Source organism: Xanthomonas hawaiiensis (genome assembly GCF_031834635.1).
Lineage (GTDB): Bacteria > Pseudomonadota > Gammaproteobacteria > Xanthomonadales > Xanthomonadaceae > Xanthomonas_A > Xanthomonas_A sacchari.
In genome coordinates this window covers 3,967,214-3,988,333 of sequence record NZ_CP115873.1, presented here as the reverse complement: position 1 = coordinate 3,988,333, position 21,120 = coordinate 3,967,214, and the positions used below count along the sequence as shown (strand labels likewise).

Genomic DNA, 21,120 nt, shown 5'->3' with positions numbered 1-21,120 from the left:
ATCGGGAATCGGCGAGCGCCGCCGTCGCGACGGGGACGGATGCGGCGCCGCTTACGCGCCACCCTCTGCAGTTGAGCCTCATCGCGGCGCTGGATCGGGCCAATGCGATCGGTCGCGACAACGACTTGCCGTGGCGCCTGCCGGACGATCTCAAGCGGTTCAAGGCGCTGACCCTCGGCAAGCCGGTGCTGATGGGGCGCAAGACCGCGCAGTCGCTCGGGCGCGCACTGCCCGGGCGCTTGAACCTGGTGATGACCCGTTCCGGGCAGGTGCCGTTCGCGGACATGCAGGCGGTGGCGTCGCTGCAGGCGGCGATCGACGCGGCGCGTGCGTCCGGCGCGACGGAGCTGGCGGTGATCGGCGGCGGCGACATCTTCGCCCTGGCTCTGCCGTTGGCCGAGGCGCTGTACCTGACCCATGTCGACACCGTGGTCGACGGTGCCGATGCGCATTTCCCCGCGTTCGATCCGGCGCAGTGGGAAGTGGTGGCGCGGCAGGCGCATCCGGTCGATGCGCGGCACGCGTTGGCCTTCGAGTTCGTGGACTACCGGCGCCGATCTGGCGCGGTGTAAGTAGCGGCTGGCGGATGCCGGCGCACATGCCGGGATTGTCGTAGGAGCGGCTTCAGCCGCGACGCGCATTCCCGGGAACGCCTGTCGCGGCTGAAGCCGCTCCTACGACATGCACCGTCTCGCGAGACCTCACTCCTGCTCGGGCGCAGAGGCAGCCGGCGCCTGTCCACGGTTCGGCGCGCTGCGCCGCCGTGGGGTGCCGCTGCGCGCCGCCGGCGGCGGTCCCTGCACTGGCCGGCCGGGGACCTGCACGACCTGCAGGTCCTCGCTGTCCAGGCGCAGGGCGGTGAGCTTGCCGCCCCAGACCGCGCCGGTGTCGATCGCGTGCACGCCCTGGGTGATGGTCAGGCCCAGCGTCGACCAGTGCCCGCAGACGATCTTCAGGTCGCGCTCGACCCGTCCCGGCACTTCGAACCATGGGTACAGGCCCTGCGCCTGGGTGCCGGGCGTGCCCTTTTCCTCGATCGCGATGCGTCCGCGCGGGGTGCAGTAACGGGCGCGGGTGAACAGGTTGATGATCGCGCGCGAACGGTCGTAACCGGTCAGGCCCGGCGACCAGGCGGGGCGGTCGCCGTACATGTTGCGGAACAGCTTGCGATAGCCGTTGCCGTGCAGTTGCTGCTCGACCTCGCGTGCGTGCTTCTCGGCCAGCGCCGTGGTCCATTTCGGCGCCAGGCCTGCGTGGATCATCATCCAGCCGAGCTGGCGGTCGGCGTGCAGCAGCTTCTGCATGCGCAGCCAGGTCAGCAGTTCGTCGCGGTCCTCGGCCAGCACGATGCGCTGCAGGTCCGGGTTGACCTTGCGCTGCTCGTCCGGGCTGCGCTCGCCGATCGCCAGCAGCGACAGGTCGTGGTTGCCCAGCACGACCACGCTGTGCTCGCGCAGCGAGTGCACCAGACGCAGGGTCTCCAGCGACTGCCCGCCGCGGTTGACCAGGTCGCCGCAGAACCACAGCCGGTCCACCGCCGGATCGAAGCGGATCTTCTCCAGCAACTGCTGGGTGATGTCGTAGCAACCCTGCAGGTCGCCGATCGCCCAGACCGCCATCAGTGCAGGGTCCGTGGCACGGACAGCACGAACGGGGCGATCGCGGCGATGAACTGGGTGCCGTCGTCGGCCTCCATGTCGTAGTGGCCGCGCATCGTGCCGTGCTCGGTCTCCAGCACCAGCCCGGAGGTGTAGCGGAAATCCTCGCCCGGACGCAGCCGCGGCTGTTCGCCGACCACGCCGTCGCCGTCCACGCGTTCGATGCGGCCGTTGCCGTCGGTGATCTCCCAGTGCCGGGCGATCAGGCGCGCGGCGACGCGGCCGCGGTTGTGGATGCGGATCGTGTAGGCGAACGTGTAGCGTCCGTCCTCCGGCGCCGATTGGTCGTCGAGGAATCGGGGCGACACTTCGACCTCGATCCGATAGGGGGCGTCATCGTTCATCCCCACAGTTTAGAGCGTGTTTTGCCGTTTGAGGCGAGATGCGTCAGCGGTTGCCATCGCCACGTCGCTGGCGCGTGACAGTGGCCCTGGCTGCGGCGCGGGTGCGCCGCCTGGATGGGCTTCCTGTTGCGCGGGCAGTGGTCAGCAGGACCGCCGTTGGAGAGGTGGCCCGGGTGGTGTGGCTGGCCGCGCTGTGGCGTCGCGGCGGCGCCGTCGTCGCCATGCCGCGGCGCAGGCCGGCCTGCGCTGCCTGCGCCGGTGTGCACGGTGCAAAGCGACGCTCGCGGGGCGTTCGCATCACGCATGCCGCGCGATGCGGAATTCGCTCAGGCGTGCGCGACGTTGGCCAGGCGCACGAAGTCGGCGACCTCGAGCTGCTCGGCGCGCGCGTCCGGGCGCACGCCCGCGGCCTCGAACTGGGCGGCATCGCAGACGCCGTTCAAGGCGTTGCGCAAGGTCTTGCGACGCTGCCCGAACGCGGCGCGGACCACATCGGCGAAGCGCTTCGGATCGGCGATGCCCACCGTCTGCGGCGGCCGCGGCACCAGCCGCACCACCGCCGAGTCCACCTTCGGTGGCGGCCGGAACGCGCCCGGCGGCACCACGAACAGCGAGGTCACCTCGCAGTACGCCTGCAGCATCACGCTGAGCCGGCCATAGACCTTGCTGCCGGGGTCGGCAGCCATGCGGTCGACCACTTCTTTCTGCAGCATGAAATGCATGTCGGCGATCGCCGCGGCGTGGTCCAGCGCATGGAACAGGATCGGCGAGGAAATGTTGTACGGCAGGTTGCCGACCAGGCGGATGCGTGCGCCCTCGGCCAGGGCGGCGAAATCCACCGACAGCACGTCGCGGTTGAGGATGGTCAGGGTGCCGACGTCGGCCGCCGCCGCGGTCAGTGGTGCGATCAGGTCGCGGTCGAATTCGATCACGGTCAGCTGGCCATGCCGGCGCAGCAGCGGGAAGGTGATCGCGCCCTGGCCGGGACCGATCTCCACCAGGCGATCGCCCGGCTTGGGATCGACCGCGCGGACGATGCTGTCGATGTAGTGGCGATCGCTGAGGAAGTGCTGGCCGAGGGATTTCTTGGCCGGGGCGCCGAAGCCGGAGGAGGAGGTCATGCCAGGCATTTTATCGGCATGCACGGGGTGGCGCGCGCCTGCGGCGACGTAGGCGTGGCTTCAGCCGCGACCGGCATGACCGGGAACCTGGTCGCGACAGCGCGCCGAACGCGCTCGGCCCGGCAGCTAGGACTGCGCGCGGCGCGCAGCCAGTTGCGCGCACAGCGCGGTGGCGGCGAACAGGCTGGACGGGTCCGCGACACCGCGGCCGGCCAACTCCAGCGCGGTGCCGTGGTCGACCGCCACGCGCGGGTAGGGCAGGCCCAGGGTCAGGTTCACCGCCTGCTCGAAGCCGCTGTACTTGAGCACCGGCAGGCCCTGGTCGTGGTACATCGCCAGCACCGCGTCCACGCTCGCCAGCTTCTGCGGCAGGAACGCGGTATCGGCCGGCAGCGGGCCGAGCAGGCGCATGCCTTGCGCGCGCAAGGCGTCCAGCACCGGCTGCATCACCTGGATCTCCTCCAGGCCCAGATGGCCGTCCTCGCCGGCATGCGGGTTCAGCCCCAGCACGGCGATGGTCGGCGCGGCGATGCCGAACTCGCCGCGCAAGGCGGCCTCGGTGATGCGCAGGCTGCGCTCCAGCAGGGTCGGGGTGAGCGCATCGGCGACCGCACGCAGCGGCAGGTGGGTGGTGACCAGGGCCACGCGCACGATGGCGTTGGCCAGCATCATCACCACCTCGCGGCCGGCGTGTTGGGCCAGCAGTTCGGTGGTGCCGGTGTAGGCGATGCCGCCGGCGTTGATCGCGGCCTTGTGCACCGGGCCGGTGACCATGCCGGCCAGTTCGCCCGTCAGGCAGGCGTCGGCGGCCTGGGTCAGCGCGGCGATGACCGCCGCGGCATTGGCCGGCTCGGTCGCACCGAAGCGGCTGGGCGCGGCATTGGCGACCGTGCGCAGGCGCAGGTCGCCAGGGGCGAGGGCGGGGCTGGATTCGGGGAGCAGCTGCAGCGGCAGCGACAGCGCCGCCGCGGCGGCGCGCAAGGTGTCGGGATCGGCGAAGGCCAGGAGCTGGTAGTCGTGGCGCGGCTGTTGCGCCAGCCGCACGCACAGCTCCGGGCCGATCCCGCCCGGCTCGCCCGGCACCAGCGCGAGCGAGGGGCGCATGGGTCAGGGCTTGGCGGCGGGCGCCGGCGCGGGCGTGGCCGCCGGCGCGGTGGCGGCGTCGGTGTTGCCCACACGCAGGTCGACGTAGGCTTCGCCGCGCATTTCCTGCAGGAAGCGGTTGTATTCCTCTTCCAGCTTGCGGCGGCCGATGGTCTCGCGGACCTGGGCGCGCTGGGTGTCGCTGGTCACGTCGGTCTGGCGCTCGGCGACGCGCTGCACGATGTGCCAGCCGGCCTCGGTGCGGAACGGCTGCGACACCTGGCCATCCTGCAGGCTCGCGACCTGGCGGCCGAAGTCCGGGCCGAACGCGTCGGCCGGGAACCAGCCCAGATCGCCGCCCTGGCTGCGGCTGTTGGTGTCTTCCGACGCTTCCTTGGCCACGGCCTGGAAGTCGGCGCCGCCGGCGATGCGCGCACGCAGGGTCTCGATCTTGGCCTTGGCGGCCGCATCGGGCTGCGCGTCGTTGACCCGGATCAGGATGTGGCGGGCGTGGTACTCGGTGACGGTCTTCTTTTCCGGATTGGCCGAGGCGTCGCGCACCTCGACCAGCTTCAGCAACTGGAAGCCGCTGGGGCCGCGCAGCGGGCCGACCACCTGGCCCGGCTTCATGTCGCGGATCAGCTGCGCGAACGCATTGGGGATTTCGTCCAGGCTGCGCCAGCCCAGGTCGCCGCCTTCCAGCGCATTGGGGCTGTCGGAGTAGCGCACCGCCGCGGCGTTGAAGTCGATCTCGCCCTTGTCGATCAGGGTCTTGACCCCGTCGATCTTGCCCTGGGCGGTCTTGATCTGCTCGGCGGTGGCGCCTTCCGGCAGGCCGACCAGGATGTGCGCCAGGTGGTACTGCGCACCAGTGGTGGCCTGCTGCGCCAGCGCTGCGTCGACTTCGGCCTCGCTGACGTTGATGCGGCTCTGCGCGAAGCTCTGGCGCAGGCGCTGCACGGTGATCTCGTCGCGCACCGAGTTGCGGAAGTCGGTGTAGGACATGCCGTCGGCGGCCAGCTTCTTGCGCAGGCCGTCCACGTCGGTGCCGTTCTGCTGGGCGATGCTGGCGATGGCGCGGTTCAGTTCGTCGTCGCCGACGCGGATGCCGGTGCTGTTGGCACGCGCGACCTGCAGCTTGACCAGGACCAGGCGTTCCAGCACCTGCCGCTGCAGCACGTTATCCGGCGGCAGCTGCGCCTCGCGACCGGCATACTGCGCCTTCACGTTGCGCACGGCACGATCCAGTTCGCTTTGCAGCACGACATCCTCGTCGACCACCGCGGCGATGCGGTCCAGCGGTTGGGTTTGTTGCGCGGCGGCCGGAGCGGACACGCCGGCGACCGCCATCAGGGCGGCGAGAACTACAGAAAGGGTCTTGGTCATGGAATCTGGTTCGGATCGTAAGCGTCCGGATCGGTCGTGGTGTTGCTGGGCGGGACCAAGTACAGGTCGTCGCGGTTGTAGCCGAGAATAGCACGGCGCAGAACGCGGTCCGTGTCCTGGCCCAGGGACGACAGGCCCTTGAGCACGAACTCGACCTGGAACGCGGTATCCAGCGCGCCGGTGCGGTTTCGCACGTAACGCCGCGCCAGCGCCCGCACCGCCAGGCAGCAGCTGTCCCACTGCACGCCGAGGATGCTTTCCAACGGCTTCTTGTCCATCAGCGAGTAGTAATGCCGGCCCACCACGCTCCAGGTCGGGTTGATTGGGTACAGGAACGACACATCGGCCTGCTCCAGCAGGTCGCGGCGATAGCGGTAGGCGATGTTGACGATGCCGTCGCCCGGCATCAGATAGCGCGCGCGGAAACTGGCCAGGTCCTTGCGCCGGTACTTGGGATCCCACTGGTAGGTGGCGCCCAGGTTCCAGCGGTCGTTGATCATGTAGTTGGCATCGGCCACCCAGGCCGACTTGCCCTGCTCGATCGTGGTGTCGCTGTTGGGCAGGCTGACCCGCGAATCGCTGAAATACAGGATCTGGCCCAGGCTGACCGACAGCTTTTCCTTGCCGTCGTCCTGGCGCAGCAGGCGCGAGCTCAACGCCATGGTCAGCTGGTTGGCGTCGTTCTGGCGGTCGGCGCCGGTGTAGCGCGAATCGCGGAACAACTGGCCCCAGCTGAAGGTGAACTCGCGGGTATCGAAGATCGGCAGGTCGTTCTGGTCGCGGTATGGGGTGTACAGGTAGAACAGCCGCGGTTCCAGGGTCTGCAGATAGTTGGTGTTGCCGATCTTGGTGTCGCGGTCGAAGTACACGCCGGCATCGACGGTGGCGATCGGCAGGCTGCGCGAGGGCGTGGTGTCGCCGCCGAGCGTGGCCGCCAGGTCCTTGTCGAGTTGATAGGCGGTATAGCGCCAGGCCAGGGTGGGCTTGAGGAACCAGGCGGCGCCAGCCAGTGGCATCGAGATGTAGGGTTTGAGGTCGAGGCGGCTGCCGCCGGGCTTTTCGGTGACATTGCCGGTACGCTCATAAGTGCCGTCCGTGGTCTTCTCATGAATGTCGTCGTGCACAAAACGTACGGCTTCGCTGTACAGGCCGGCTTCGAAATAGTTGCCGAACGACTGGTCCCAGTTGAAGAAGGCGCGCGGCTGACGGTTGTACGGCAGCGCGTCCTCGGTCAGGGTGTAGTCGGTCAGCTGCCAGCGGTCGGCCATCACGCCCGCGGTCCAGGTGTCGCCGGTGCCGTAGACGCCGATCTGGCTCTGGATGTTGGACACCGCATTGCCGAGCAGACGGTTGGAGAAATCCTCCGTGTAGCGCTCGTCGCTGACCCAGGCCAGCGAGGCGCGCGCCTGCCACTGCGAATTGATGTTGTGGTAGCCCTGGTAACCGAAGCGGCCGCGATCCTTGTCGCGCAGCTTGTCGTCTGGCAGGTAGGCGGCCTGCAGTTCGCCCTTGCCGCCATCGTAGAGATAGCGGAATTCGCTGCCCAGCATCAGGCCGCGGCGGGCCATGAAACGCGGATACAAGGTGGCGTCGTAGTTCGGCGCCAGATTCAGGTAGTACGGCTGGGTGTAGTCGAAGCCGTTGCGGCTGGACATGCCGATCGCCGGGAACAGGAAGCCGCTGCTGCGGCGATCGTCGATCGGGAACTTGAACCAGGGCGCGTACAGGATCGGGACGTTGTAGACCTTCAGGATCGCGTTGCGTGCGGTGCCGAAGCCCTCGTCGTTGTCGACGTCGATTTCCGGCGCATGCAGTTCCCACACCCGCTGCGAGGGGTCGCAGGTGGTGTAGGTGGAGCGGTGCATCTGCCCCAGCGCGCCCTGCAGGTCGACCGAGTCGGCCTTGCCGTTGCCGCGGCGGGCCAGCAGCTGGTAGCGGATGTTGGTGATCTTGTGGGTATCGGTGTCCTGATTGCCCTCGGCGCGGTCGGCGATCATGCGGATCGACGAATCCTGGTAGCGCACGTGGCCCTCGGCGATGTAGTTGCCGGTCTCGGTGTCCACCCGCAGGCTGTCCGTGCCCATGAACTGGTCGCCGCGCTTGAGCGCGACGTTGCCGGTGTAGTTGGGGATGGTGGTGGTGCCCGACAGCTGGTCGCCTTCGATATTGGTCGGCTGCTGGTCGCGGTTCTGCGCGAGCTTGGGATCCGGCTGCTGCGCGTCGTCGAACTTGGGCAGCACGTCCGGGGTCGGGCACAGGCCCCAGTTCGGCGGCTTTTCAGCCGCCACTGCCGGCAGGCACAGGGCGATACTGAACGGAAGAGGGAGCAGGCGAAGGGTTCGGCGCACGCGCGTCAGGTATCGGGCGAAAACGGTCGCTAGCTTGCCCCATCCTGTGCATAGGGGCAATGAAGGCGTCCCCGGCGCGGGGGACGGGGTTCATCGGGCCGGCGGGACGCTCAGCGCAGCGCGTCGACGTGGGCGACGCTGCCTTCGCGCAGGGCCTGCAGGTCGTAGCCGCCTTCCAGCAGGGACACCACCCGGCCGCGCGCATGCCGCTGTGCCACCGCGCGCAGCTCGGCAGTGATCCAGGCGAAGTCCTCGGTGTCCAGCATCAGGTCGGCCAGCGGATCGCGCATGTGCGCGTCGAAGCCGGCCGAGATCAGCAGCAGCTGCGGCTTGAAGGCGTCCAGCAGCGGCAGCAACTGGTCGACCCAGGTGTTGCGGAAGCGGAAGCCGCCGCTGCCCGGCGGCAGCAGCGCGTTGTGCAGGTTGCCGACGCCGCGGTCGTGGACCCCGCCGGTGTGCGGGAACAGCCCGGACTGGTGGGTGCTGAGGTACTGCACGCGGGGCTCGCGCTCGAAGATCGCCTGGGTGCCGTTGCCGTGATGCACGTCGAAATCGACGATGGCGATCCGCTCCAGGCCATGCGCATCGCGGGCGTGGGCGGCGGCCACGGCGACGTTGTTGAACAGACAGAAACCCATCGCGGTGTCGGCGGTGGCGTGGTGGCCGGGCGGGCGGACTGCGCAGAACGCGGTATCGCTGACGCCGTGCATGACCGCGTCCACCGCGGCCACGCCGGCGCCGGCGGCCCGCAGCGCGGCGGCGCGCGAGCCGGGCGCGAGTACCGTGTCCACGTCGAGCATCTGCGGGCCGTCGAGGTCGGCCAGGACGCGATCGATCAGGTCGCGCTCATGGACCCGGGCCAGGTCGCCGAGCTTGGCCAGCGGCGCCTCGCGCCATTCCAGCGCAGGAAAGGCCTCGCGCAGCGCGGTGGTTACCGCCTCCAGGCGCTGCGGCCGTTCCGGGTGTTCCGGCCCGGGCGCGTGGCCCAGGCAGGCAGGATGGGTGTAGATCAGCATGCGCGGCCGCGGCCCGGGCGTCGCTCAGGCCTGGCGCCGGTCGTGGCGCCACAGCACTTCGCCGTGGCCGTCGGCCCGCGCCAGCACCCGTGCCAGCACGAACAGCAGGTCGGACAGGCGGTTCAGGTAGCGCACCGCTTCCGGGCGCACCGCGTCCTGCCGCGACAGCGCCACCGTCTCGCGCTCGGCGCGGCGCACGATGGTGCGGGCCAGGTGGCAGCGCGCCGCGGCCTCGCCGCCGGCGGGCAGGATGAAGTCCTGCAGCGGCGGCAGGGTGTCGTTGTAGCGGTCCAGGTGCCGTTCCAGCGCATCGATGTCGGCGGCATGGATCGCGGCGTGGCCGGGGATGCACAGCTCCCCGCCGAGGTCGAACAACTGGTGCTGGATCGCGGTCAGCAATTGCCGCACGTCCTCGGCCAGCGGGCAGGCCAGGACCACGCCGATCGCCGAGTTGGCCTCGTCCACGGTGCCGTAGGCGGCGACCCGTGCCGAGTCCTTGCCGACCCGGTTGCCGTCGCCCAGGCCGGTGCTGCCGTCGTCGCCGGTGCGGGTGTAGATCTTGGAGAGGCGGTTGCCCATCCCGGTCAGTGACCGACCGGCTGGCCGCGCTGGCCCAGCCGCGCCAGCTGCTCGACGCCGACCTGGATCGCCGCGGCCAGCGCCACGTACAGGCTGGCGCTGCCCAGGTAGGGCAGCAGCCAGTCGCTGTAGTTCTGCCACCAGCCGGCCAGGGTCGGGTGCGGCACGCTGCGGCTGACCCAGTAGAAGCTGCCCTGCGCCAGCAGGTGGCACAACGCCACCGCCACCAGCAGGCTGCCAGCGGCCAGGCCCAGGGCGCGCCAGTCGGCGCCGCGGTAGCGCTGCGCCAGCCAGGCGCCGCCGGCCCACAGCACGAAGTAGGCCGGGATCAGGCACCAGTAGGCCGGCGACACGCAGTAGTGCTGCCAGAAATCCAGGCCCTGGCTGCGGATGACCAGGTAGTCGACCAGCACCGCCAGCGCCATCAGCAGCGGGAACGCCCAGCGGGTCCAGTTGCGCAGGTAGAAGCCGCCGACGAAGAACACCGCCCACGACGCGTCCGGGATCGCTCCGAAGTGGTTGATGCGGGTCGCGGCCAGCAGCGCGGTCAGCAGCAGCAGGGCGGGGAGGCGGTGGGCGGAAGGCGTCATGGCGGCGGGCACCGGGGCACGTAAGACCCCGGATTCTACTGGAAGCGCGGCGCGCGCGAGCGCCGTGCGCCGCTGCCGCCACGGTGCGCAAGCTGGGCGGTGGCGCTCACCGGCCAGACGGGTGCCGGTCGTATCATGGCCGGATGAGCAAACGACATGACGTAGTGATCGTCGGCGGCGGCCTGGTCGGCGCCAGCCTGGCCATCGCCCTGGACCGGCTGGGGATCGACGTGGGCCTGGTCGAGGCCGCGCCGCCGGGCGCGTTGCCGCCGGTGTTCGACCAGCGCAATCTCAGCTTCGCCGCCGCCACGGTCAACGCGCTGAGCGCGCTCGGGGTGATGCAGCGGCTGCGCGCGCCGACCGGCCCGATCCGCCGCATCCACGTCAGCCGCGCCGGCGATTTCGGCCGGGTGCGGCTGGAAGCCGCCGACTACGCGCGCGAGGCCTTCGGCCAGGTAGTGGTGGCGCGCGACTTCGGCGAGGCGCTGGAGGCCAGCCTGGCGGCGACCACGCGGCTGACCCGCTATCGCCCGGCGCAGTTCGTGGCGCTGGAGGCCGACACCGAGGAAGGTGAGCGACGCCTGCGCATCGCCAGTGACGGCAGCGAGCAGGTCCTGCACGCGCGCCTGCTGGTCGGTGCTGACGGCAGCGCCAGCGCGGTGCGCGAAGCGCTGGGCATCGCCGCGGCGCGCCACGATTTCCGTCAGACCTTGTTCGTGGCGCGGGTGCGCGGCAGCCGCCAGCCCGACGGCACCGCCTACGAGCGCTTCCGCGACGACGGCCCGACCGCCTTGTTGCCGCGCGGCGATCGCCATTACGGCGCGATCCACGCGGTCGCCGCCGAGGACGCCGATGCGGTGGCCGCGCTGGACGAGGGCGCCTGGTTGCAGCGCCTGCAGGATGCGCTGGGCTGGCGCGTCGGCCGCCTGCTCGGCAGCGGCGAGCGCAGCGCCTACCCGATCGTGCAGGTGCTGGCCGAGCGGCTGACCGACGCGCGCGCGGTGCTGCTGGGCAATGCCGCGCAGACCCTGCACCCGCTGGGCGCGCAGGGCTTCAACCTGGGCTTGCGCGATGCGCTGACCCTGGCCGAGCTGATCGAGCGCGACGGCACCGACCCCGGCGCGCCGGCGCTGCTGCAGCAGTACGCGCAGCGCCGCGAACAGGATCGCCAGCGTACGGTGGCGTTCTCCGGCGGGCTGGCGCGGCTGACCGCCAATCCGGCCACGCTGCTGCGCCCGCTGCGCAGCCTGGGCCTGCTGGCGGCGGCGCAGGCCGCGCCGTTGCAGTCGTTCCTGGTCGGTGGCGCGATGGGCTTCCGCGGCGATGTGCCGCAGCTGTGCCGGGAGACGCGCGCATGAGCCGGCGTGGCGTGCTGGATGTGGTGGTGGTGGGCGGCGGCGTGGTCGGCGCGGCCTGTGCGCTGGCCCTGGCCGGCGAAGGCCTGGCGGTGGCGCTGGTCGAGGGTCGCGAACCGCCGCGCTGGTCGGCGGACACGCCGGATCTGCGCGTGTACGCCTTCGCCCCGGACAACGCAGCCCTGCTGCAGGGCCTGGGCGTGTGGCCGCAGGTGCTGGCGCAGCGCGCCAGCGCGTACCGGCGCATGCGCGTGTGGGATGCCGGCGGCGGTGGCGAGCTGGCCTTCGACGCCGACACCCTGGGCCGCGACCAGCTCGGCTGGATCGTCGAACACAATCTGCTGGTCGAACAGCTGTGGGCGGCGCTGCCGGCGGCCGGTGTGCAGGTGCATTGCCCGGCGCGGGTGGAGGCGCTGGAGCCGTCGGCCGAGCGTGCGCGCCTGCGCCTGGACGATGGCAGCCGGCTGGACGCGCGCCTGGCGATCGCCGCCGACGGCGCCGATTCCACCCTGCGCGGCCTGGCCGGGCTGGACGCGCCGGCGCACGACTACGGCCAGCGCGGCGTGGTCGCCTTCGTGCAGACCGAACAACCGCATCAGGACACCGCCTGGCAGCGCTTCCTGCCGGGCGGGCCGCTGGCGTTCCTGCCGTTCGCCGACGGCCGCAGTTCGATCGTGTGGACCTTGCCCGACGCCGAGGCGGCGCGGGTGCTGGCGCTGGACGATGCGGCGTTCGGCGCCGAACTGACCCAGGCCTTCGGCGCCCGCCTGGGCGCGGTGCGCGCGCTGTCGCCGCGGCTGGGCTTCCCGCTGCGCCGGCAACTGGTGGAGGCCTACCAGCGCGGCCGCCTGCTGGTGCTGGGCGATGCCGCGCACGTGGTGCATCCGCTGGCCGGGCAAGGCGTCAACCTCGGCCTGCGCGACGTCGCCGCGCTGGCGGCGCTGGTGCGGCAGGCGCAGGCGCAGCGGGTCGATTGGGCGGCGCCGCAGCGGTTGGCGCGTTGGGCGCGCGGTCGCCGCAGCGACAACACCGTGGCCGCCTACGGCTTCGATGCGATCAACCGGCTGTTCTCCAACGACGAGCTGCACCTCACCCTGTTGCGCGGCCCGCTGCTGGGCCTGGCCGGCAAGCTGCCGTTGTTGATGCACGGTTTCTGGAAGCGCGCTTCCGGCGTGTGAGTGCACGCCCCGGCCGGACGCGGCGGCCGCAGGATTCGATCACGCGCCGAGCGGCGCCCGTACCCTCATCCGCCCCTTCGGGGCACCTTCTCCCGGAGGGAGAAGGAAGAGCCAGCTTCGGCTGGTTGCTTGAACCCCTCTCCCCTCGGGAGAGGGGTTGGGGTGAGGGTAGGGCGCGAAGCGCAGCACGCAGGCCGCGTCCCTGCCATGGAGGATGACGATGCAAGACGCGACACAGACCGTGGATCTGTTGATTTCCCACAGCCAGCTGCAACTGCGCGCCCGCGCGTTCGACGAAGCCGCCTGCCGCTGGGGACCGCGCAACCTGGAGCAGGGAGCGATCCTGCACCGCGACTATGTGGTGTTCGACCCGTTGCCCGAGGACGCGTTCGGCGCGCAGGTGCACCTGGCGCTGGCCGCGGCGTTCGCACCCGATCCGCGCGCGCAGCGGCGCATGCAGGTGCCGTTCCGGGTGAATCCGGACGCGCGGGTGCAGGTGGCGTCTGCCGCCGAGGCCTTCGATGTGACACTTGCGCTGCAGCCTGGCGACTACGCGCTGTACTACGAAGTCTGCGAAGGCGACGACGAGGTGTATTACCGGCTCACCCTGGTGCCGGCAGCGCAACCGCTGGCGGCGCGTTATCTGCTGGACGATCCCTGGGGCGGAACGCAGGATGCGCCGCTGCAGGAAGGAACGCTGTAGCGCTCGTCGGCGCGGCGGGCGAGGCGAGATGGACGGTGTGTTGGATGACGCGCGCGGCGATCGATGCGGCGGCGGCACTGCGCTGAAGCGATGGCGCGACGCGCTGGGCGTCTTTGGTGTCTGCGGTGTTGCCGCGTCAGAAAACAATCGCGCCGCATGCGACGGGGAAGCCGCAGGCGGCGCGTATGGTGGGAAGGATGCGGATCGGTCGACGCGTAAGTCGCGTCACGTCGACATCCAGCCTTCCAGGTCGGCCTTGCTCAGGCGGCCGTGGTGATGCACGTCGACGGCATCGAACTCGGCGTACAGCGTCGGGTCGGCCTTGGCTTCGGCGCGGCTGATGTAGCCGTCATGGTTGCGGTCGAGCTTGGCGAAATCGATGTGGTAGTCGCCGACGATCGAGTTCGGTTCGACCGAGGTGACGTTGATGATCTGACCGTTCTGGTGCAGGGTCACTTCGTCCGGCGCCGACTGCGCCATGGCCAGCGCCGGCGCGGCAAGCAGCGCGAACGCGAACGGGACGAGACGAGGAACGATGCGGTTCATGGCACGACTCCTGTTGCTGGGAAGGAGTCAAGAACATATGCCTGGCCGAATTAATCGACGCTAAAAAAATCGGGCGTTCGCATCTGCGTGCCGGCGCTGTTTAGCAAGCGTTTCCAATGCGCCAGCAACACGATCGAGGGTGCGCCGGCGCCCGCCACGGCGGCGCCGGACGCATGTGGTGCGGCTACAGCCAGCCAGCCAATTGCGCGCGGCTGAGGCGGCCGCTGTGGGTGGTGTCGAGCGCGTCGAACTCGTCGGCCAGCGACGGGTTGGCCTGCGCCTCGCTGCGGCTGATGTAGCCATCGTGGTCGGTGTCCAGCGCCTCGAAGTCGATGCGGTAGCTGCCGGCGACGCGATCCGGCTGGATGCTGCGCACGGTCACCTGCGCTTCGCCCGGCGTGGCCGGCAACTGCACCTGGTGGGTGACCACGCCGTTGCTGAGCGGCTGCGCGCGCACGTTGACCGGCGCATCGCGCAGCGGTTCGGTGGTGGCGCTGGAGGTGCTGTTGAGATTCTGCGCCGCGGCCGGCGCGGCGCAGGCGCACAGGCAAAGCAGGACGAGGGAACGGCAGGACATGGACACAACGGACTCCGGTATGGCGATGGATGGCGGTCCCGGCTCAGCCGGGGATGAACGGAAACGCGAGCTTCAACAGGCCCTTCAGCCCGCCCTCGGCGGTGCTGGCGACGGCCTTGGCGCCGAGGCTGTTGAGGGCGCGACGCACGTCCTCCCAGCGTAGCTTGCTCACGTCCTTCTTCAACAGGTCGGCGACCTCTTCGGCGGTGGGCGCCAGCTTCTGCAGTTCCTGCGTCACCTTCTCCGGCTCCGGCTGCAGATAGCCCCAGCGCTCGGCGATCTTCAGCAGCGTGTCGAAACGCACCGCCATCACGTCGCGGTTGCGCTCGTACACGGGCATGGCGCCGACGTCGACGATGGCCTGTTCGAAGCGCTGCTGGTCGTCGGGGTGTTCGATACGGATCGCCAGGAAGCCGTCCTTCTTGCTGCGCTCGCTGACGTGCTTGGCGCCGGCGCGCAGGTTGTCCTCGGTGAGCACCGTGGCGACGATGCGCTGCAGCGCCGCCTCGTTGTCCTCGGGCACCAGCGCACGCCAGCGCGCATAGCCGTCGCGGCGCAGGCCCTTGACCTTGGCCGGGGTCACCCGCAGGCGCATCGCCACCGCGTTGTTGGAATCGCTGCGCGAGATCGCGCCGTCGCGTTCCAGCAACACGAAGATCAGCAGTTCCAGGTCGCGCTTGGTCAGCGACTGGAAGCCCTGCAACAGGGTCAGGCGCAGGAATTCGTCGGCGAAGCCGGCCGGGTTGTTCAGTTCGATCGGCTGCATGTGCGCGGCCCTCCAGTCAGTGCAGCCAGGATGCCAGGCCACCATTGCGCGGACTGAGACGCCGCTGCGATACGCATCCCACCCGTCCCCTCAGCGTCCGTGCTCGCGGCCGGGGCGGTCGCTGCGGAAGGTTTCGATCGCGCCGCGGTCCTGCAGGGTCACGTCGACATCGCGCCCGTCGGCGCCGCCGAAGGCCAGGTTGGTGGGCTTGCGGCCCTTGGTCGCGACCTCGTGCAGCAGCGTGCCGTCGGGCGCCAGCACGATCACCTTGCCGGCGTCGTAGCGGGCCACGTACAGGTTGCCGTCGACGTCGCAGCGCATGCCGTCCAGGCCGGCGTCGGCGAAGCTGGCGAACAGCCGCTTGTTCGAGACGGTGCCGTCGGCCGCACGGTCGTAGACCCAGATCCGCCGCTGCACGCTCTCGTTGACGTACAGGCGCTTGCCGTCGGGGCTGACCTCGATGCCGTTGGTGGTGCCCATGCCGGTCTCGATCAGGTGCGCGCTGCGGTCGCGATCGATGCGCCACAGCTGGCCGCCATTGTGCTTCCAGTCCGGGTCGCTGGCGTACACGGTGCCGTCCGGCGCCATCGCGATGTCGTTGGGCTGGAACGCGCCCGGCAGCGTGGCGTAGACCTCGATGCGCTTGCTCGGCAGGGCGATGCGCAGGATGCGGTGCTGGCCGTAGTCGGCCACGAGCATGCGCCCGCGGCGATCGAAGCGGATGCCGTTGCCGATGCTGCCGTCAGGCAGATCCACGAACAGGCTGGCCTGCGCGTGGCCGTTCGCATCGCGCTGGACCCGGCCGATGCTGCCGTCGTGGGCGAAGTTGACCACGTACAGCGCACCATCGGGGCCGGTCGCAGGCCCTTCGATCTTGTCGGTGAACACGCCGTCGCCGACCAGGTCGCGGGCGTGGAACAGGGTCTCCTGTGCCCCGGCCGGGGCAGCCAGCAGCAGGGCGAGGGCGGCAAGCAGTGGGCGGCAGCGCATCGGGTGTCCGGACGGCGGGGGAGGTGGCAGTGTGCCAGAGGCCCCGGCGCATCGCGCGATGGCGCTCACAGTGCCGATGCCGCACGAGCGGTTAGGGTGGAGAATCCTTCCGGTCGGAGTTGCGCATGGAGCCGTCCTCGCCGAATCGCCGCCGCCTGTTGCTGGCCGGTCTCTCCGTCACTGCCGCCGGCGTGCTCGGAGCGTCGGCCTGGGCGGCCATGCCGGCACGGCGCCGCAAGCCGCTGGGCGTGGCCCTGGTCGGGCTGGGCGAGTACGCCAGCACCCGTCTGGCGCCGGGCCTGGCCCTGACCAGGCACTGCCGCCTGGCCGGCATCGTCACCGGCTCGCCGCAGAAGATCCCGCAGTGGCAGGCGCGCTACCGCATCCCGGATCGCAACGTCTACGGCTACGACGAGCTGGAACGCATCGCCGACAACCCGGACATCGACGTGGTCTACGTGGTCACGCCCACCCATCTGCATGCGCCGCTGAGCATCCGCGCCGCGGCCGCCGGCAAGCACGTGTGGTGCGAGAAGCCGATGGCGCTGCACGCCGAGCAGGCGCAGGCGATGATCGCGGCCTGCGCGCGCAACAAGGTGCGGCTGAGCATCGGCTACCGCATGCAGCACGAGCCCAACACCCGGCGCCTCATCGCCCTGGCCGGCGAACGTCCGTTCGGGGCGATGCGCAGCGTGCGCGCGGAAGCGGGCTATGCCGGCTATGGCGACACCGACCCGGCGCAGCGGCCATGGCGGTTGCGCTCGGAGTACGGCGGCGGCGCGATGTACGACATGGGCGTGTACCCGCTCAACGCGGCGCGCTACACGACCGGCGCCGAGCCGGTGGCGGTCAGCGCGCGGCGTTCCACCGATCGGCCGGCGCTGTTCGACGAGGTCGACGAGCACATGCACTTCACCCTGGAGTTCCCGCACGAGGTGACCGCCAGCTGCGCGGCCAGCTTCGGCCGCACCATGAACCTGCTGCGCGCCGAGTGCGCGAACGGCTGGTACGAACTGGCGCCGTTCCAGGCCTACGACGGCGTGCGCGGCCGGGCCAGCGATGGCCGCCTGTTCGACGCGCGGGTGCACCACCAGCAGGCGCTGCAGATGGACGAGGACGCACTGGCGATCCTGCAGGGCACGCCGCTGCGCGTGCCCGGCGAGGAAGGCTTGCGCGACATGCGCATCGTCGATGCGATCCAGCGTTCGGCGCGGGAGGAGGGGGCGCGGATCGTGCTGTAGCGGTGGCGGAGCCGATGCGCTCTTCGTAGGAGCGGCTTCAGCCGCGATGGGCTTTCCCGATGACGCCTGTCGCGGCTGAAGCCGCTCCTACGAAACGCCGGATGCGGACGCGCGACCGCTCAGCCCGGGATCGCCAGCACCGTGATCTCTTCGCGATCGTGGTAGAGCTGCTTGGCGCGCAGCTGCAGCGGGCGCTCGGCGCGTTCGGCGAACAGGTCCAGGCACAGCCGGGTCTCGTCCCAGCGCTTCTTCATCGGCAGCTTCAGGTTGAAGATCGCGTGCCGGCACCAGCCTTCGCGGAACCAGGTGGCCATGCGCTCGGCGACGCGGCGCGGTTGCTCGACCATGTCGCAGACCATCCAGTCCAGCGGCTGCGGCGGTTTCCAGTGGAAGCCGTCGGCGCGCAGGTGGTCGACCAGGCCGCTGTCGAGCACGTGCTGGCGCAGCGGGCCGTTGTCCACGCTGGTCACGTGCAGGTGCTGGCGGGTCAGTACCCAGGTCCAGCCGCCGGGGGCGGCGCCGAGGTCGGCCGCGCGCATGCCCGGACGCAGCAGCGTCTCGCGCTCGTGCGGGGTCAGCAGCGCCAGCAGCGCTTCCTCCAGTTTCAGGGCCGAACGCGAGGGCGCCTCCGGCAGTAGCTTCAGGCGCGGGATGCCCAGCGGCCACGGCGCGCTGTCCTCGCTGTCGGCCGCCGCGAGCAGGGCGTGGGTGCCGGTCACGAAGCACACGTGCAGGCGCGGCAGCCGCGGCTGCGGCTTGTCGCTGAGCAGGCCGGCCTTGCGCAGCGCCGGGCGCAGCGCGTTGCCGAAACTGCGCGCCAGGCCCGACAGCGGCTTGCCGGCGTCCGAATCCGGATGTTCGACCCACAGGTCGCGGAAGCGCGGCTGCCCGGCCAGCGCCTGCAGGATCGGGGCGATGCGGTCGCTGGCCGGCAGCTCGCGCAGCTCGGCCAGCAGGTGCAGCTTCTGCCGGGCGAAGATCAGCCCGCGCCAGGGCAGTGCCTGCGCCGGCACCGCGGTGTCGCTGAGCAGCAGCGCATAGCCGCTGTTGCGCTCGGTGCGGGCGTAGGCGGCCAGCCCGGCCTCGCCGGCGCGGGCGTTGAGCTCGGCCGCCAGTTCGGGTTCGAAACCGGGCCGGCAGTAGCACAGCAGGCCATGGACCAGCGGGCCGTTCTCGGAGGACATGGGCAAGCCTTCGCCGGCGGCGTCAGTAGCGGGGGCTGTCGAGTTCGCCATAGCGGCGGAGCACCGCGCAGGCGGCGTCGCGGTGCAGGCCGCGCACCACCTCGATACCGCGGCGCTGCAGCTCGCCGATCCAGTCCGCCGGCAGCGGGCCTTCGTCGAACGGGGTCAGCGCCATCACGTCCTCGGCGCTGGCGCCGATCAGCAGGCGGTCGATCCCGGCCCAGATGGTCGCGCCATAGCACTGGCAGCACGGCTGCGAGGAGGTGGCCAGGGTCACCGGCGACAGCACCGCGTTCAGCCGCGGGGTCTGCAGGCGCTGCTGGGCCAGCATGTAGGCCATGTTCTCGGCATGCGCCAGCGAGGTGGTCTGCGGCACCACGCGGTTCACGCCGACGGCGATGATGCGGTGGTCCGGGCCGAACACCGCCGCGCCGAACGGGCCGCCGCTGCCGGCGTCCACGTTCAGCCGCGACAGTTCCACCGCCAGCGCGACCTTGTCGGCATCGCTGGCGTAGACGGCCTGCGGATCGACCGCGTCGTGGATCCAGGCGGGCAGGGTGAGGTGGACTTGCGCGTAGAGCATCAGCGGACGGGTTCGGCAGGCTGGGGGGCGCGCAGTGTATCGGCTTGCGCGGGGCGCGCGCTGCATTGCCCGGACACGCAGGAGCAGCCGGCGATCGCGCGCGAGCCGCACACGCTCATGCGCCCGCTGGCCTGGCACTGCGCCATCACGCCCTGCGGATCGGTGGGGCTGTCGCGGTTGACGCAGGCCGGCATCGCGCCGCAGCAGTTGCCGACGTTCTTGACCGTGCAGTCGGCATCGGTGCGGCAACTGCTGTCGACCTTGATCGGCAGCCCCGGCGCGGACGCCGCCGGAGCGGGTGTCGGCACCGCCGGCTTGGCGGTTTCGCTGCGCGCGCAGGCGCTGGACAGCAGCATGCCGGCGAGCAGGCACAGGGAACACAGCATCGACGCGAAATGGCGGGACATGGCGACCTTCCGTGCGGTGGAGTGCGGCCATGGTAGCAACCCTCCACACCGCCGCCGGGTCAGCGGCGCACGACCGTCATCGCGTCGGCACTGTCCTGTGCGATTCGAAGTGCCGTGCCGTCGAGCGCCTGGTGCAGTGCCTGGCGGATGCTGACCTGTCCCTTCACCGCGTTGACCGGCAGCGCCGCGAGGCTGGGATCGCGGTACACGACCATGCAGCCGGTGGCATGGGCCAGTTGCTGCGATATCTCATCGAACCGCCCGGCTGGCAGGTCGTAGGCATGGTCGGGGACGGCGTCGCACTTGCCGGTCTTCGCCGGTGTGCTGGCGGTGACGGTCGAATCCGGCGCAGCGCCGGAAGGTGCAGTGGAGGCACCGCTGCAGCCGGCGAGTGCGATGGCCAGGGCGAGGATGGGGCAGCGACGGCGCAGGACGGTGTGCATGGCGCGATTCCCGTGGGGAGGACCTGCGCCAGTCTAGGCAGCGCGGCTTAACCGGGCTTGGCTTCGTGCGCAGCGGGCTGCGGCCGCGCGTGCACCAGGGTGCACCACAGCACGCCGCCGAGCAGGCAGGCGATCGCCAGCAGTTCCAGCGCGGTCGGCCAGCGCTGTTCCCACAGGAAGCCGTACAGCAGCGCGAACACGGTCTCGAACACGATCATCTGCCCGACCAGGGTCAGCGGCAGCAGCCGGCTGGCGTGGTTCCAGCAGGCGTTGCCGATCACCGAGGCGAACAGCGCCAGCACCAGCGCCATGCCCCAGAAGCGCATCCACTCGGGCCCGGCGTGTGGCGTGCCGGCCAGCGCGAACGCCGGCAGCGCCAGGGCGAGGGCCAGTGCGCCGGTGACCACGCCGGTCAGCAGCGACCAGTCGCGGCCGGACAGGTCCGGGCGCCGCCGCAGCCAGCGCGCGTTCTTGATCGAGTAGGCGGTCCAGCACGCCAGCGCACCGACCGCACAGGCCAGCCCCGCTGCGCGCAGGCCGAGGCTGGCGGGAATGTGCGGGCGCGCGACGGTCAGGGTCTGCACCGCGACCAGCGCCACGCCGAGCACGCACAGCGCGCAGGGCGCGGCGAGCCGGCGCAGGCGCACCGCGCCGGCCGCGCGCGAACCGATCACGGTGACCGCCGCCGGCAGCAGGCCGATGATCAGCGCGGTGGCGGCGCCGCCGGCCCACTGCACCGCGCTGCCCAGCAGCACGTAGTAGACGATGTTGCCGAGCAGGCTCAGGCGCAGCAGCGCCCACCATTCGGGCGCGCCCAGCGGCGCGGTCACGGCGCGCCAGCGCGGCAGCAGCACCACGGCGGCGATGGCGCCATAGGCCAGGTAGCGCGAGATGGCCAACTGCAGCGGCGAAAAGGCGCTGAGCAATTGCGGCGCCAGGAACACCAGGCCCCACAGCGCGCCCGCGACCATGCCGCTGCCGACCCCGGCCCATAGACGTTCGCGCATGCGGTTCGTTTCCGT

The 21,120-nt window shown here is 70.8% G+C and carries 23 protein-coding genes; 5 read left to right on the top strand and 18 right to left on the bottom strand.

Going from position 1 to position 21,120, the window contains the following annotated elements:
* Positions 1-65 precede the first annotated feature (65 nt).
* Positions 66-572, top strand: coding sequence for a dihydrofolate reductase (locus PG878_RS16985; protein ID WP_209031064.1), 507 nt, complete (start codon positions 66-68; stop codon positions 570-572).
* Positions 573-701: 129 nt separating this feature from the next.
* Here the strand turns inward: PG878_RS16985 and PG878_RS16980 are convergent, their stop codons facing one another.
* The 9 genes from PG878_RS16980 to PG878_RS16940 form a co-directional block, all read right to left on the bottom strand.
* Positions 702-1,619 carry a symmetrical bis(5'-nucleosyl)-tetraphosphatase gene (locus PG878_RS16980; RefSeq protein ID WP_209030650.1) on the bottom strand — a complete coding sequence of 306 codons (918 nt, stop codon included), beginning with the start codon at positions 1,617-1,619 and terminating at the stop codon, positions 702-704.
* The gene (gene apaG, locus PG878_RS16975; RefSeq protein WP_043093104.1) at positions 1,619-2,002 is read right to left on the bottom strand and encodes a Co2+/Mg2+ efflux protein ApaG; all 384 of its coding nucleotides are present in this window, start codon (positions 2,000-2,002) and stop codon (positions 1,619-1,621) included. The genes PG878_RS16980 and apaG overlap by 1 nt, the downstream gene beginning before the upstream one ends.
* A 326-nt stretch (positions 2,003-2,328) precedes the next feature.
* Positions 2,329-3,123 (bottom strand): 16S rRNA (adenine(1518)-N(6)/adenine(1519)-N(6))-dimethyltransferase RsmA, encoded by a 795-nt coding sequence (gene rsmA / locus PG878_RS16970; RefSeq protein ID WP_209030651.1) that lies wholly within the window; start codon positions 3,121-3,123, stop codon positions 2,329-2,331.
* 126 nt (positions 3,124-3,249) lie between these two features.
* Complete coding sequence (gene pdxA, locus PG878_RS16965; protein ID WP_209030652.1) at positions 3,250-4,227, bottom strand: 4-hydroxythreonine-4-phosphate dehydrogenase PdxA; 978 nt, start codon at positions 4,225-4,227, stop codon at positions 3,250-3,252.
* A gap of 3 nt (positions 4,228-4,230) precedes the next feature.
* A complete protein-coding gene (locus tag PG878_RS16960; protein ID WP_209030653.1) occupies positions 4,231-5,592 on the bottom strand; it encodes a peptidylprolyl isomerase in 1,362 nt (453 codons plus the stop codon).
* Entirely contained in the window at positions 5,589-7,940 is a 2,352-nt protein-coding gene (lptD, locus tag PG878_RS16955; protein ID WP_209030654.1) for an LPS-assembly protein LptD, read from the bottom strand. Before lptD ends, PG878_RS16960 begins: the two co-directional genes overlap by 4 nt.
* A 110-nt stretch (positions 7,941-8,050) precedes the next feature.
* On the bottom strand, positions 8,051-8,956 hold the full coding sequence (locus PG878_RS16950) for a histone deacetylase family protein (protein WP_209030655.1): 906 nt from the start codon (positions 8,954-8,956) through the stop codon (positions 8,051-8,053).
* Positions 8,957-8,980: 24 nt separating this feature from the next.
* Positions 8,981-9,535, bottom strand: a complete 555-nt coding sequence (locus tag PG878_RS16945) for a cob(I)yrinic acid a,c-diamide adenosyltransferase (RefSeq protein ID WP_010340006.1) — start codon at positions 9,533-9,535, stop codon at positions 8,981-8,983.
* Between the two features lie 5 nt (positions 9,536-9,540).
* Positions 9,541-10,125, bottom strand: coding sequence for a hypothetical protein (locus PG878_RS16940; protein WP_209030656.1), 585 nt, complete (start codon positions 10,123-10,125; stop codon positions 9,541-9,543).
* A 143-nt stretch (positions 10,126-10,268) separates the two neighbouring features.
* Between PG878_RS16940 and ubiH the strand changes: the two genes are divergently transcribed.
* The 3 genes from ubiH to comJ all read left to right on the top strand — a co-directional run bounded on the left by ubiH (position 10,269) and on the right by comJ (position 13,361).
* The gene (ubiH, locus tag PG878_RS16935; RefSeq protein ID WP_209030657.1) at positions 10,269-11,483 is read left to right on the top strand and encodes a 2-octaprenyl-6-methoxyphenyl hydroxylase; all 1,215 of its coding nucleotides are present in this window, start codon (positions 10,269-10,271) and stop codon (positions 11,481-11,483) included.
* Complete coding sequence (locus PG878_RS16930) at positions 11,480-12,658, top strand: UbiH/UbiF family hydroxylase (RefSeq protein ID WP_209030658.1); 1,179 nt, start codon at positions 11,480-11,482, stop codon at positions 12,656-12,658. Before ubiH ends, PG878_RS16930 begins: the two co-directional genes overlap by 4 nt.
* A gap of 220 nt (positions 12,659-12,878) precedes the next feature.
* On the top strand, positions 12,879-13,361 hold the full coding sequence (gene comJ / locus PG878_RS16925) for a competence protein ComJ (RefSeq protein WP_209030659.1): 483 nt from the start codon (positions 12,879-12,881) through the stop codon (positions 13,359-13,361).
* A gap of 225 nt (positions 13,362-13,586) precedes the next feature.
* Here the strand turns inward: comJ and PG878_RS16920 are convergent, their stop codons facing one another.
* The 4 genes from PG878_RS16920 to PG878_RS16905 all read right to left on the bottom strand — a co-directional run bounded on the left by PG878_RS16920 (position 13,587) and on the right by PG878_RS16905 (position 16,240).
* Positions 13,587-13,907 (bottom strand): EF-hand domain-containing protein, encoded by a 321-nt coding sequence (locus PG878_RS16920; protein WP_010340011.1) that lies wholly within the window; start codon positions 13,905-13,907, stop codon positions 13,587-13,589.
* A 184-nt stretch (positions 13,908-14,091) separates the two neighbouring features.
* The gene (locus tag PG878_RS16915; RefSeq protein ID WP_209030660.1) at positions 14,092-14,484 is read right to left on the bottom strand and encodes an EF-hand domain-containing protein; all 393 of its coding nucleotides are present in this window, start codon (positions 14,482-14,484) and stop codon (positions 14,092-14,094) included.
* Positions 14,485-14,527: 43 nt separating this feature from the next.
* Positions 14,528-15,250, bottom strand: coding sequence for a hypothetical protein (locus PG878_RS16910; RefSeq protein ID WP_010340013.1), 723 nt, complete (start codon positions 15,248-15,250; stop codon positions 14,528-14,530).
* Between the two features lie 90 nt (positions 15,251-15,340).
* Positions 15,341-16,240: an SMP-30/gluconolactonase/LRE family protein gene (locus PG878_RS16905; protein ID WP_209030661.1), complete on the bottom strand. Its 900-nt coding sequence runs from the start codon at positions 16,238-16,240 to the stop codon at positions 15,341-15,343.
* 125 nt (positions 16,241-16,365) lie between these two features.
* Between PG878_RS16905 and PG878_RS16900 the strand changes: the two genes are divergently transcribed.
* Positions 16,366-17,481: a Gfo/Idh/MocA family protein gene (locus PG878_RS16900; protein ID WP_209030662.1), complete on the top strand. Its 1,116-nt coding sequence runs from the start codon at positions 16,366-16,368 to the stop codon at positions 17,479-17,481.
* 119 nt (positions 17,482-17,600) lie between these two features.
* Here the strand turns inward: PG878_RS16900 and rlmM are convergent, their stop codons facing one another.
* The 5 genes from rlmM to PG878_RS16875 are packed head-to-tail and all read right to left on the bottom strand — an operon-like array spanning position 17,601 to position 21,105.
* Positions 17,601-18,665, bottom strand: a complete 1,065-nt coding sequence (rlmM, locus tag PG878_RS16895) for a 23S rRNA (cytidine(2498)-2'-O)-methyltransferase RlmM (protein ID WP_209030663.1) — start codon at positions 18,663-18,665, stop codon at positions 17,601-17,603.
* A gap of 22 nt (positions 18,666-18,687) precedes the next feature.
* Positions 18,688-19,248: a nucleoside deaminase gene (locus tag PG878_RS16890; RefSeq protein ID WP_209030664.1), complete on the bottom strand. Its 561-nt coding sequence runs from the start codon at positions 19,246-19,248 to the stop codon at positions 18,688-18,690.
* On the bottom strand, positions 19,248-19,655 hold the full coding sequence (locus PG878_RS16885) for a hypothetical protein (RefSeq protein ID WP_209030665.1): 408 nt from the start codon (positions 19,653-19,655) through the stop codon (positions 19,248-19,250). The genes PG878_RS16890 and PG878_RS16885 overlap by 1 nt, the downstream gene beginning before the upstream one ends.
* A 59-nt stretch (positions 19,656-19,714) precedes the next feature.
* Complete coding sequence (locus PG878_RS16880; protein WP_209030666.1) at positions 19,715-20,098, bottom strand: STN domain-containing protein; 384 nt, start codon at positions 20,096-20,098, stop codon at positions 19,715-19,717.
* 47 nt (positions 20,099-20,145) lie between these two features.
* Complete coding sequence (locus PG878_RS16875; protein WP_209030667.1) at positions 20,146-21,105, bottom strand: DMT family transporter; 960 nt, start codon at positions 21,103-21,105, stop codon at positions 20,146-20,148.
* Between the last annotated feature and the right edge of the window lie 15 nt (positions 21,106-21,120).